The 12065-nt window shown below is 69.2% G+C and carries 10 protein-coding genes; 2 read left to right on the forward strand and 8 right to left on the reverse strand.

Annotated elements, in window-relative coordinates:
• Nucleotides 1-13: 13 nt before the first annotated feature.
• A complete protein-coding gene (metH, locus tag LKO27_RS05925; protein WP_227736099.1) occupies nucleotides 14-3493 on the reverse strand; it encodes a methionine synthase in 3480 nt (1159 codons plus the stop codon).
• Nucleotides 3494-3604: 111 nt separating this feature from the next.
• On the opposite strand from metH, the gene LKO27_RS05930 reads away from it, so the two are divergent.
• Together LKO27_RS05930 and rpe are read left to right on the forward strand one after the other, a co-directional pair.
• Entirely contained in the window at nucleotides 3605-4468 is an 864-nt protein-coding gene (locus LKO27_RS05930; protein WP_227736101.1) for a PAC2 family protein, read from the forward strand.
• Nucleotides 4469-4494: 26 nt separating this feature from the next.
• Nucleotides 4495-5148: a ribulose-phosphate 3-epimerase gene (gene rpe / locus LKO27_RS05935; protein ID WP_227736104.1), complete on the forward strand. Its 654-nt coding sequence runs from the start codon at nucleotides 4495-4497 to the stop codon at nucleotides 5146-5148.
• A 1-nt stretch (nucleotide 5149) separates the two neighbouring features.
• Here the strand turns inward: rpe and LKO27_RS05940 are convergent, their stop codons facing one another.
• The 7 genes from LKO27_RS05940 to mihF all read right to left on the reverse strand — a co-directional run bounded on the left by LKO27_RS05940 (nucleotide 5150) and on the right by mihF (nucleotide 11961).
• Nucleotides 5150-6487, reverse strand: coding sequence for an RsmB/NOP family class I SAM-dependent RNA methyltransferase (locus LKO27_RS05940; RefSeq protein WP_227736106.1), 1338 nt, complete (start codon nucleotides 6485-6487; stop codon nucleotides 5150-5152).
• Nucleotides 6484-7398 carry a methionyl-tRNA formyltransferase gene (gene fmt / locus LKO27_RS05945; protein WP_227736108.1) on the reverse strand — a complete coding sequence of 305 codons (915 nt, stop codon included), beginning with the start codon at nucleotides 7396-7398 and terminating at the stop codon, nucleotides 6484-6486. The genes LKO27_RS05940 and fmt overlap by 4 nt, the downstream gene beginning before the upstream one ends.
• 2 nt (nucleotides 7399-7400) lie before the next feature.
• Nucleotides 7401-9386, reverse strand: a complete 1986-nt coding sequence (locus LKO27_RS05950) for a hypothetical protein (RefSeq protein WP_227736110.1) — start codon at nucleotides 9384-9386, stop codon at nucleotides 7401-7403.
• Between the two features lie 10 nt (nucleotides 9387-9396).
• Nucleotides 9397-10584, reverse strand: a complete 1188-nt coding sequence (gene metK / locus LKO27_RS05955; RefSeq protein WP_227736112.1) for a methionine adenosyltransferase — start codon at nucleotides 10582-10584, stop codon at nucleotides 9397-9399.
• Between the two features lie 116 nt (nucleotides 10585-10700).
• The gene (gene rpoZ / locus LKO27_RS05960; protein WP_227737226.1) at nucleotides 10701-11045 is read right to left on the reverse strand and encodes a DNA-directed RNA polymerase subunit omega; all 345 of its coding nucleotides are present in this window, start codon (nucleotides 11043-11045) and stop codon (nucleotides 10701-10703) included.
• Between the two features lie 34 nt (nucleotides 11046-11079).
• Nucleotides 11080-11640 (reverse strand): guanylate kinase, encoded by a 561-nt coding sequence (gmk, locus tag LKO27_RS05965; RefSeq protein ID WP_227736114.1) that lies wholly within the window; start codon nucleotides 11638-11640, stop codon nucleotides 11080-11082.
• 9 nt (nucleotides 11641-11649) lie between these two features.
• Complete coding sequence (gene mihF, locus LKO27_RS05970; RefSeq protein WP_227736116.1) at nucleotides 11650-11961, reverse strand: integration host factor, actinobacterial type; 312 nt, start codon at nucleotides 11959-11961, stop codon at nucleotides 11650-11652.
• Nucleotides 11962-12065: the final 104 nt, after the last annotated feature.

Here is a 12065-nt window from a genome sequence, read left to right on the forward strand (position 1 = left end):
GACCCCGGAGAGGTTACTTGGCATTGAAGTACTTGGCCTCCGGGTGGTGGAGCACGATGGCGTCGGTGGACTGTTCCGGGTGCAACTGGAGTTCCTCGCTCAATTCGACCCCGATGCGGTGCGGCTCCAGCAGCTTGACGAGCTTGGCACGGTCCTCCAGGTCCGGGCACGCGGGGTACCCGAAGGAGTAACGGGAGCCGCGGTAGGCCTGGTCCCTGATGGCGGCCTCCACTTCGCCGTCGCCCTCCAGCCCCAGCTCCTGCCGGGTGCGGGCGTGCCAGAATTCCGCCAGCGCCTCGGTCAGTTGCACCGAGAGGCCGTGGAGTTCCAGGTAGTCGCGGTAGGCGTTTGCCTCGAACAGCTTGGCGGTGCCCTTGGCCACCTCCGCACCCATCGTCACCAACTGCATCGCCAGCACGTCGGGCCCGAGCTCCTGGGCCTCCTCCTTGTCGCGGAAGAAGTCCGCCAGGCACAGGTGCCGGTCGCGTCGCTGCCGCGGGAACGTGAACCGGGTGATCTCGCGCGTCCAGTCCTCGGGGTCGCCGACGATGAGCGTGCGGCCCTCGCTGTAGACCGGCCAGTAGCCGTGGACAACCGCGAAGTTCGCCAGGTTCTCCGTCTTGATCCGGTCCAGCCACATCCGCAACCGCGGCAGGCCCTCGGTGGCCACCAGCTCGTCGTAGCTCGGCCCGCCCTTGAGCGCCTTCAGGCCCCACTGGCCCATGAAGGTGGCGCGGTGGTCCAGCCACTGCGCGACGTCGGCGAGCGCGATCCCCTTGACGACCCGCGAGCCCCAGAACGGCGGGGTGGGCACGTCGACGCGGCGGGCGACGTCGGAACGCGGCAGCGCGTCCATGTCCACCTCCTCCTCGACGAAGGTCTTGGCGTACCGCCGCTTGCGCGCCTCCGGCAGCTTGGCCCCGGGCACGCCCTGTTTGACGGCCATGACGGCGTCCATGAGCGCGAGCCCCTCGAAGGCGTCCTTGGCGTAGCGGACCTCGCCGTCGAACATGTCGCCCAGGTCATGCTCGACGAAGGTGCGGGTCAGGGCAGCGCCACCCAGCAGGACCGGGTACTTCTGGGCGAGCCCGAGCCGGTTGAGTTCGGCCAGGTTGTCCTTCATCACCAGCGTCGACTTCACCAGCAGGCCGGACATGCCGATGACGTCGGCCTTGTTGGCCTCGGCGGCCTCGACGATGGCGTTTATCGGCTGCTTGATGCCGATGTTGATAACCGTGTAGCCGTTGTTGCTGACGATGATGTCCACCAGGTTCTTGCCGATGTCGTGGACGTCGCCGCGCACCGTCGCGAGCACCAGCGTCCCCTTGCCCGCAGAGTCGGCCACCTTCTCCATGTGGGGTTCCAGGTGCGCGACGGCGGTCTTCATCACCTCGGCGGACTGGAGAACGAAGGGCAACTGCATCTGGCCGGACCCGAACAGTTCCCCGACCACCTTCATGCCGGCCAGCAGGTCCTCGTTGATGATCTCCAGCGCGGGCTTGGTCTTGAGCGCCTCGTCAAGGTCGGCGGCCAGGCCCTTGCCCTCGCCGTCGATGATGCGGCGCTGCAGCCGCTCCGCAAGCGGCAGGGCAGCCAGCTCGGCGGCCCGGCTGGCTCGAACGTCGGCGGCGGTGACGCCCTCGAAGAGCTCGAGGAACTTGGTGAGGGGGTCATAGCCCTCGCGGCGGCGGTCGTAGACCAGGTTCAGTGCCACCTCACGCTGCTCGTCGGGGATCCGGTCCATCGGCAGGATCTTGGCGCTGTGCACGATGGCCGAGTCCAGTCCGGCGGCGACGCACTCGTTCAGGAACACCGAGTTCAGCACGATGCGGGCGGCTGGGTTGAGCCCGAAGGACACGTTGGAGACGCCCAGCGTGGTGTGGACGCCCGGGTAGCGCTGCTTGAGTTCGCGGATGGCCTCGATGGTCTCGATCCCGTCGCGACGGGTCTCCTCCTGACCGGTTGCGATCGGGAACGTCAGGCAGTCCACCAGGATGTCGCCGACGTCGAGGCCCCAGTTGCCGGTCAGGTCCTCGATCAGTCGGGAGGCGACGCGCACCTTCCACTCTGCGGTACGGGCCTGCCCCTCCTCGTCGATGGTCAGCGCGACGACGCCCGCGCCGTGCTCGGCGACCATGGGCATCACCTTGGCGAAACGCGACTCCGGTCCGTCGCCGTCCTCGTAGTTGACGGAGTTGATGATGCAGCGCCCGGCGAGGCGCTCCAGCCCGGCCTGGATGACCGGTGGCTCGGTGGAGTCCAGCACGATCGGAAGGGTCACGGAGGTTGCGAGCCGGGAGGCCAGGATGTCCATGTCCCGCACGCCGTCGCGGCCGACGTAGTCGATGCACAGGTCGAGCACGTGGGCGCCGTCGCGGGCCTGGGACTTGGCGATCTCCACGCACTCGTCCCAGTTCTCGGCAAGCATCGCGTCCTTGAAGGCCTTGGAACCGTTGGCGTTGGTCCGCTCGCCGATGTTGAGGTAGCTGGCGTCCTGCTCGAAGGGCACCTCGATGTAGAGGCTGGAGGCGGACCGTTCGAGTTCGGGCGTGCGCTCCTTCACCGGCTGGCCGCTGAAGCGTTCGGCCAGCAGGCGGATGTGCTCCGGCGTGGTGCCGCAGCACCCGCCGATGAGGTTCATCCCGAACTCGTCGAGGTACTGGCCCAGCGCGTCGGCAAGGCCGTCGGGGCTCAGCGGGTAGCGGGCACCGTCGGCGGTGAGCTCCGGCAGGCCGGCGTTGGGCATGACGCCGATCCCCACGCCGGAGCGCCGTGACAGGTGACGCAGGTGTTCGCTCATCTCGGCGGGGCCGGTGGCGCAGTTGAGCCCGATGACGTCGACGCCGAGCGCCTCCAGGGTGGTCAGCGCGGCACCGATCTCGGACCCGAGCAGCATCGTGCCGGTGGTCTCCACGGTGACGTTGACGAAGATCGGCAGGTCGACGCCGAGCTTGGCGCGGGCCCGCTTGGCCGCGATGACGGCGGCCTTGGCCTGCAGCAGGTCCTGGGCGGTCTCGATCTGCACGGCGTCGATGCCGCCGGCCACCATTGCCTCGACCTGGAGCTGGTAGGCATCGCGGATGGCCGTGAACGAGATGTGTCCGAGGCTGGGCAACTTCGTGCCCGGGCCCACGGAACCCAGCACGTAGCGCGGCTTCTCCGGCGTGGAGAACTCGTCGGCGACACCCCGGGCGATCCGTGCGGCCGCCTCCGCGAGTTCCTCCAGGCGGTCGGTGATGTCGTACTCGCCCAGGGCCGCGAGGTTGGTCCCGAAGCTGTTGGTCTCCACGCAGTCCGCCCCGGCCTCGAAGTAGGCGCGGTGGATGGCTGCGACGACGTCGGGCCGGGTGACGTTGAGGATCTCGTTGCAGCCCTCAAGGCCCTGGAAGTCCTCCTCGACGCTCAACTCCTCGAACGACTGCAGCATCGTGCCCATGGCGCCGTCGGCGACAAGGACACGGGACTTCAGGTCATTCAGGATGGAGGTCGACATGCTGCCCAAGGGTACTGGGCCTGCACCTGTGCGAATGAATCCGTTCGCGCTCAGCGTCACCCCTCGCCGCGCCTGCTGGGGTGGGCAGTGACAGCGTCATATGATTGGGGAATGCAGTACGAGCGTCTGGGCAATCTGCGTGACCCCGCCGTCGTCATAGCCTTCAGCGGCTGGAACGACGCGGGCAACGCTGCGAGCGACAGCGCCCTGTACTTCCTGGAGAAGTATCCCAACGAGGAACTGGGGCGCATCGACGACGAGCGCTACTACGACTTCCAGGCCACCCGCCCCAACGTCCGACGCTCCCCCGACGGTCCGTGGCTGCAGTGGCCGCACACCACCCTGCAACTGGTCAGGCACCCGGACCGGGACCTGATCGTCGTCGTCGGCCCCGAACCGAGTCTGCTGTGGCGCTCGTTCGTGCGGGACCTGGTCCAGCAGATCAAGGCCGTGGCCCCCGGCATCGTCGTGCTCCTTGGCGCGATGCTCAGCGACACTCCCCACTCCCGCCCGCTGCCGGTCAACATGTACAGCTATGACCCGGACCTGCAGGCACGGTTCGGGCTCAGCACCTCGGAGTACGAGGGCCCCACGGGAATCGTCGGGGTCATCAACCAGGTCCTGATGTCGGAGAACGTGCCGACGGTGTCGCTGTGGGTCTCGGTCCCCCACTACGTGGCCACCCCGCCGAACCCGAAGGCGCAGCACGCGGTCCTGACCCAGCTGTCCGACGCGCTGGAGATCGCCGTTGACCTGGACGACCTCCCCGCGGAGGCGGACAAGTGGACCGCGGCCGTCGATGAACTCAGCCAGGAGGATCCGGACGTGGCCGAGTACATCGAGCAGCTCGAGGAGGCCAAGGACGCCTCCGACGTGGAGGGTGCCACGGGAGATGCCATCGCTGCGGAGTTCGAGCGCTACCTGCGCGGGCGGGGCGAGGGTCGTCGTGGCGACGACCCCTGGAACAAGAACTGAGGGCGGTCTGGAATAGGGTTGGTGCCATGCGCATCACCCCCAGCATCCTCAACGCGGACTTCGCCAACCTCGGTGCCGAGATCGGCCGCATCCCCGACGCCGAGGCCATCCACGTCGACGTCATGGACTACCACTTCGTGCCCAACCTGTCGATCGGCCTGCCGGTGGTCGAGGCCATCCGCCGAAGCACCGACCAGATGCTGGACATCCACCTCATGATCGCCGACCCGGACCGTTGGGCCCCTGCCTACGCCGAGGCCGGAGCCGAGTCGGTGACCTTCCACGTGGAGGCCGCCAGGGCACCGGTCAGGTTGGCGCGTGAACTTCGACGACTGGGCGCGCGCGCGTCGATGGCGCTGAACCCGGCCACGGCCATCGACTCCTACGCCGGAATGCTCGGCGAGGTTGACATGGTCCTGCTCATGACGGTGGAGCCGGGCTTCGGCGGCCAGAAGTTCCTCGACCTCGTGCTGCCCAAGATCCGCCGCACCCGCGAACTCGTCGGCCATCGCGACATCTGGGTCCAGGTCGACGGCGGCGTCTCGGCCGAGACCATCGAGCGCTGCGCCGAGGCCGGGGCCGACACCTTCGTCGCCGGCTCGGCCGTCTACAGCGCCGATGATCCGAACGCCATGGTCAACAGGCTGCGCGACCTCGCCGTCGCCGCCTGCTCCCACTGAGCTAGGCCGGGAACCTCAGCAGCGCCAGGAACATCGCGTCTGTGCCGTGGCGGTGCGGCCACAGCTGCACGAAGTCGCCCTCGCCCGCGTCCGCGTCGGGTGGCAGGTAGTCGGAGGCGTGGAGCAGCTCGACGAGGCCGCCGTCGGCCAGCACTTCCGCGACGACGTCGCGGGTCTCGGCCCGGTGCGGCGAGCAGGTCACATAGGCGACCACTCCCCCGGGCGCGGTGAGCGAGATCGCGGAGCGCAGCAGGTCGCGCTGCAGTCCTGCGAGCTGCGCCACGTCGTCGGGGCTGCGGCGCCACCGTGATTCCGGCCGACGGCGCAGGGCGCCCAGACCGGTGCAGGGTGCGTCCACCATGACGCGGGCGTAGGGTCCGCGGTCGGCGAGTGCCTCGGGGCGGCGGCCGTCGGAACAGACCACCGTGGCCGTGCCTTCCGGGTAGGCGGAGAGCGCCTGCTCCACGAGTTGCGCCCGGTGCTCGGCCACCTCGTTGGCGACGAGGGCCTCGCCGGACTCCCGGGCCAGACCGGCCAGGAGCGCGGCCTTGCCCCCCGGGCCGGCGCACAGGTCCAGCCACGGCCCCGCCGGTGCATCGACGCGGGCCAGGGCCCAGGCCACCAGTTGCGAGCCCTCGTCCTGCACCCCCGCTCGGCCGTCCCGGACGGGCTCGAGAGAACCCGGCTGGCCATCGAAGCTGGCGCCGAACGGTGAGAACCCGGTGGGTTCGCCGCCAAGTCGGACCAGCTCGTCGCGCTCGAGCAGGCCCGGCCGCACCACCAGCGTGGGGGTAGGCGCGACGTTGTTGGCGGCCAGCGCGGCGGAAAGTTCCCCGTCAGGCAGGACATCGGCGTAGGCCTGTGCCACCCAGACGGGATGGTGCCCCTCGACGGCGAGCCGCTCCACTCCCTGGGCCCCGTCTGCCAACTGCCGGGTCCACTCGTCGAGGCTCTTGGCGGCGACCTTCCGCAGGATGGCGTTGATCACGCCAGTGACCCGCTGCCCCACGGTCTCGCGAGCGAGGTCGACGGTGGTGGCAACCGCCGCCCGCCCGGGCACGTCCATGCTCAGGGCTTGGTGGCTGCCCAACCGCAGCAGGTCGACGACGGCTGGCTGGAGAGTGCTGAGCGCACGGCCTCCGGCCGCCTCGATGATGCGGTCGTAGGTGCCCAGCAGGCGGCAGGTGCCGGAGACCAGCTCGGTGACGAAGCCTGCGTCGCGGCTGTCGAGTCCCGCAGTCGCGAGTCGTTTGGAGAGGGCGAGGTTGGCGTAGGCGTCCTCGCCGGTTACCTGGCGCAAGACGTCGAAGGCCACCCGTCGGGGGGAGGGGGCGGTCACCTCAGCACCGCCCCGGAGTGTCCGCCGCGGGCCCAGTCGGCGGCGTTCATCCGGCGCTTGCCGGCGGCCTGCACCTCCTGCAGTTCCAGTACGCCCAGGCCGGTGCCGGCCAGGACCCGATTCTTGAGCAGAAGCAGTTCACCGGGCTTCAGCGCCACGTCATCTTCGGCGACGGTGGCGCGGTACACCTTGAAGCGCTCGCCATCCAGCTCGCACCAGGAACCGGGGTCCGGGGAACAGCCCATGACGAGGTTGCGGAGCTCGCGGGCGGGGCGGGTGAAGTCGAGGCGGGCCTCCTCCACCGTCACCTTCGGCGCGACCGTCACGCCCACGTTGGCCTGCGGCGTCGGCTGCTCACCCGCCGCCATCGCGTCGAGCGCCTCGACCAGTTGTGAGGCGCCCGTGGCTGCGAGCATGGCCAGCACTTCACCGGCGGTGGCGTCCGGCGTCGGGATCGCTGCCATCCGGTAGACGTCGCCGGCGTCCAGCTCCCGCACGATCCGGAAACACGCTGTGCCGATCTCAGCGTCACCGGCCATGATCGCGCGCTGGACCGGCGCCGCGCCACGCCAGCGCGGCAGCAGCGAGAAGTGCAGGTTGACCCACCCCAGCCGCGGGATGTCCAGGACCGACTGCGGCAACAGCGCGCCGTAGGCCACCACCGGACACGCGTCCGGAGCCAGTTCCCGGAGGCGCTGCTTGAAGTCATCCTGCGACGGCTTGCCCGGTTTGAGCACCTCCAGTCCCAGCTCCTGGGCACGCTGCGCCACCGGTGAGGGGGTCAGCTTGCGGCCCCGGCCGGCGGGCGCATCCGGCCGGGTGACGACGGCGACCACCTCGTGGCTGGAGCCCAGCAGCGCCTCCAGCGAGGGCAGCGCCACCTCCGGCGTGCCTGCGAAGACCAGTCTCATGCTCACTCCATCACTTCGGGATCGACCTGGAGGTACAGCCTGCCACCCTCCTTGCGCGCCGAGCGGATCGCCGCGGCCGCCTTCACACTCGTGACCAAGTCCTTGCCGCGTTCCAGCGGCACTCGCAGCAGGGCGGCGAACTCGGGCTCGGGACCGCCACGCAGCTCCGTCGGACCGAGGATGTCGACCCCCTCGAAGGGGTCGTTGTCCAGGAACTCGGTGAGGGCGTCGGGATCTCCTCCCACGCGAACCACCTTCGCCGCGGGCGGCAGGCCCACAGCGGCGCGCTCGGCGAGTTCCCGTTCCATGAACCCGCCGACGTCGCCCCGCACGAGGGCCTGCAGGGTGGGGTGCTGGGGCCCATCCGCGGTGGAGGCAGTCACTGCCATGACGGTGCCACCCTCCTCGGGCGGGCGGCACAGCGCCATGGCGTTGAGCCAGCGACGAAGCGACTCCTCCTCGACGCGCAGGTCGGCGCGGGCGAGCATGAGGCCGGTGTCCAGGAGCAGCACGCCTGCGTACCCCCCGTTCGCGACGGGTTCGGCGCCGGGGGTTGCCACGACGATGGCGGAGGCGTCGGTGACCTCGGAGCGGATGGCGTCGGCGGAACTGTTGACCGCCAGCACTCCCGGGAAGGCGCGCGCGAGTTCCTCAGCGGTGCGGGTAGCACCCACCACGGTGGCGCGGACCTCGGTGCCGTGGCAGTGGTCGCACTCCCATCGGGTGGGCTGGTGTCCGCAGAGCGAACAAGCTGTGACGCCCCTGGCAGGCATCCGCAGCGGGGCATGGCACTTGGGGCACTGGGCCCGGTTGCCGCAGCGTCGGCAGCTCAGCCCCGCCGAATGTCCGGCGCGCGGCACCTGGACCAGCACCGGGCCTTGCGGCAGCCGTTCCCGCAGGAACCTGAAGGCGTCGGAGGGCAGGCGGAGGCGGGCGGCGGTGGGTTCCCGGGACGGGTTGTCGCCGACGATCCTCACCGGTGGCGTGAGCCGTCTGGTGAGCGCCGGGGGGTGACCGATCGGGTGCATCCAGCCGCGCGTGATCAGGGCCTGCGCCTCGGCCGACCGGGCGTGGGAGGCGAACAGCAGCGCGGAACCCGACTGGACGGTGCGCAGTACCGCCACGGTGCGGGTGTGCGGGTAGGGCGCCTTCTGCTCCGAGTGGGAGTCGGAGCCGTCGTCCACCACGACGACCAGTCCCAGGTCCTTGACCGGTGCGAACACGGCGCTCCGGGTACCGACGATGATCCGGGCCTGACCGCGCACGGTGGCCAGGTAGTTGCGGTAACGCGACGACGGCCCAAGCTCCGCACTCAGGGTCGCCACGGCTGAGTTGCCGAAAGCCTGGCCCAGCCGTTTCAGGGCCTGTTCCAGCTCGCGGGCGGTCGGGACCACCACCACGGCTCCCCGGCCAGAAGCGACGGCGGCGCCAACCGCCTCGACAACTCCCCCGAGCAGGTCCCCCGCCGCTCCCCCTACGGCCGGCACCTGCCAGAACGCGCGTGGGCCGAGACCGGACGCGATGGCTTCGAGGAAGCCGCCACCGCCTTCAAAGCCCGGGAGCACCGACGCCGCCGGCAGGGGTTTCGGCTCGGGCCACTCCCGTTGGGCGGCCTTCTCCGTGGCACCGTGCCGCGGCGGGATGGCGAACCGTGCGACGTCGGGCCAAACACCCGCGTAGTGATCGGCCACCATGCGCAGCAGCTCGTAGAGCTCGGGGGTGACGATCTGCTCCGGGGAGACGACTCGGCCGATGGGCAGCAGCTTCATGCCGGGCTCCGGCTGACCGAACTCGATCAGCCAGCCGTCGAGCACGCGGCCTGAGAACGGGACCCGGACCCGGACACCCGGGACTGCCTCTTCGGCCAACTTGTCCGGCACCGTGTAGTCGAAGAGCCGGTCGAGGTGCGCCAGGGGTGTGTCGACGGCGACCCGCGCCACACGCGGTGGCTGCGGGTCGTCGATCAGGGCTGGCGCGTCCGCCGACATCGCGGCATCCTCAGCCCTTCACCGCCCTGGCCAGGGCGTCGGCGCGGTCGGTGCGCTCCCACGAAGCTGCCTCTTCCTCGCGGCCGAAGTGGCCGTACGCGCTGAACTGGGCGTAGATCGGGCGCAGGAGGTCCAGGTCGCGGATGATCGCGCCCGGGCGCAGGTCGAAGGTCGCCAGGACGGCGTCGCGGATCTGGTCGTGAGGGACCGCGCTGGTGCCGAAGGTGTCAAGGTAGAAACCCACGGGGTGGGCCTTGCCGATGGCGTAGGCCACCTGCACCTCGCAACGCTTGGCCAGGCCAGCGGCCACCACGTTCTTGGCAACCCACCGCATCGCATAGGCCGCGGAGCGGTCGACCTTCGAGGGGTCCTTGCCGGAGAAGGCACCGCCACCGTGGCGGGCCATGCCACCGTAGGTGTCGACGATCACCTTCCGGCCGGTGAGCCCCGCGTCCCCCATCGGTCCGCCGATCACGAACTTGCCGGTGGGGTTCACCAGCACCCGCTCCGGGGACCCGAAGCCGTAGCGTTCGAGGACGGGCAGGATGACGTGTCGCTCGATGTCCGGTCGGATGGTCTGCTCGAGCGAGACGCCTGCGGCGTGCTGGGTGGAGACCACCACCGTCTCGACGCTGCTGGCGCGGCCGTCCACGTACTGGACCGAGGCCTGCGTCTTGCCGTCGGGCCGCACGTACTCGAGCGTTCCGTCCTTGCGAACCTCAGCGAGCCGCTGCGCCAGCCGGTGCGACAACTCGATGGGCAGCGGCATCAGGGATGGCGTCTCGTCACAGGCGTAGCCGAACATCAGGCCCTGGTCGCCGGCGCCTTGGTGGCTGATCGTGTCGGTGTCGTTCTCGACCCGTTCCTCGTAGGCCGAGTCGACGCCCTGTGCGATGTCCGGGGACTGGGCGCCGATGGCAACGGACACACCGCAGGAGGCGCCGTCGAAGCCCATTGCCGAGGACGTGTAACCGATGTCCAGGACCCGCTGGCGTGCGATCTGGGCGACGTCGGCGAAACCCGAGGTGGTGACCTCACCGGCCACCACCACCAGGCCGGTGGTCACCAGTGTCTCGACGGCGACACGCGAGGCGGGGTCCTGCTCCAGCAACGCGTCGAGGACCGCGTCGGAGATGGAGTCAGCGACCTTGTCGGGGTGTCCCTCGGTGACCGATTCTGAGGTGAACAGACGACTCATTGGTACTCCTTGTTGTGGCGACAAGCCACGTCGTGTGTTTTTGGGTGGCAACAAGCCACCAACCAAGGCACTGGGCCCTGGACCCCGCAGGCGCGGGGAGTCTGCAACCTAGGAGGTCAGGAAGCTGGGTCGGTGTCAGCGAACGGATCGACGAACGAGAAAGCCGGATCGGCGTCGGCCTCCGCGGCGCGCTCGGCCTCTTCCTCGGGGTCGATCTGCGTGTACTCGAGCAGGCCGTCCTTGATCTCCCGAAGGGCGATCGACAGCGGCTTCTCCTGCGGAGCGGCTGAAACCAGCGGTCCGACGTTCTCCAGCAGCCCCTCACCGAGCTGCGAGTAGTAGGCATTGATCTGGCGAGCGCGCTTGGCCGCGAAAATCACCAGCCGGTACTTGGAGTCGATGGACTCCAGCAGGTCGTCGATCGGCGGATTGGTGATGCCTTCGGGTTGGATGCTCAAGATTGACCTCTGATCAAGAAACGGGGTTTGCCTGTGGTCACAAGCCCATCAAGCCTATCAAATGCGCGACGGTCTTCTCGACGTCGTCGTTCTCCACGATTTCGTCGGCCTCGGTGATGGCTTCCAGTTCCAGTTTCGCGGTCTCGAGGCGACGTTGCTGGGCCTCCTCGTCCTCCGTGCCCCTGCCCCGCAACCGGTTGACGAGCTCGTCCCATGAGGGCGGCTGCAGGAAGACCAGTTTCGCCTCGGGCAGGTTCCGCTTGACCTGGCGCGCACCCTGCAGGTCGATCTCGAGCACGACGGTGCGGCCCGCGGCAAGTGCCTCCACGACCGGACGACGCGGCGTGCCGTAGCGGTGCAGCCCGTGCACGACCGCGTGTTCGAGGAGCTGTCCGGAATCGATCAGTTCACAGAAAAGTTCGTCCGTCACGAAGTGGTAGCTCACCCCAGGCACCTCACTGGGCCGCGGTGGGCGCGTGGTCATCGAGACCGAGAAGAACACCTCTGGGCGGAGCTCGCGCAACCTCGCGCACACCGTTCCCTTGCCGACTCCACTGGGGCCGGAGATCACCCAGACTGCTGCTTTGTTCTTCGTCACCCCGACAGCTTAGGAGAACAACTCCTTGAGGCGCTCCACCTGGTGGCGGCCGAGACCGCGGATGCGACGATTCGGCGCGATCTGGAGGCTCTGCATGATCTCCTGCGATCTTGTGATTCCGACCCTGGGCAGGGCGCGGAGCAGATCCACCACCTTCACTCGGGACAGGACGTCGTCGTCCATCGCCCGCTCGAGCGCGGCACCCAGTGAGACCTCGCCGGTGCGCACCTGTTCCTTCAGGTTGGCGCGGGCGCGGCGGGCCGCTGTTGCGGCACTGCGTGCGGATTCGAGCTGTTCAGGGCTCAGCTGCGGTATGGCCATGGGACTCCAGTTCAACGTCACCCCCAGACGGGGTGTTCCAACGCTTGGCTGCAATCTAGCCCCTGACAACCGGTGTTAGCGCGAACACGAAAAAGTTGCCGTGA

Origin of the sequence: Tessaracoccus sp. OS52, from assembly GCF_020687685.1 — a bacterium.
GTDB lineage: Bacteria > Actinomycetota > Actinomycetes > Propionibacteriales > Propionibacteriaceae > Arachnia.

Excerpts from the sequence above, each read along its gene's own strand:
- LKO27_RS05950 (WP_227736110.1), bottom strand. The coding sequence starts at position 9,386 with ATGTCGGCGGACGCGCCAGCCCTGATCGACGACCCGCAGCCACCGCGT.
- rpe (WP_227736104.1), top strand. The coding sequence starts at position 4,495 with ATGCGCATCACCCCCAGCATCCTCAACGCGGACTTCGCCAACCTCGGT.
- mihF (WP_227736116.1), bottom strand. The coding sequence starts at position 11,961 with ATGGCCATACCGCAGCTGAGCCCTGAACAGCTCGAATCCGCACGCAGT.
- fmt (WP_227736108.1), bottom strand. The coding sequence starts at position 7,398 with ATGAGACTGGTCTTCGCAGGCACGCCGGAGGTGGCGCTGCCCTCGCTG.
- LKO27_RS05930 (WP_227736101.1), top strand. The coding sequence starts at position 3,605 with ATGCAGTACGAGCGTCTGGGCAATCTGCGTGACCCCGCCGTCGTCATA.
- metK (WP_227736112.1), bottom strand. The coding sequence starts at position 10,584 with ATGAGTCGTCTGTTCACCTCAGAATCGGTCACCGAGGGACACCCCGAC.
- metH (WP_227736099.1), bottom strand. The coding sequence starts at position 3,493 with ATGTCGACCTCCATCCTGAATGACCTGAAGTCCCGTGTCCTTGTCGCC.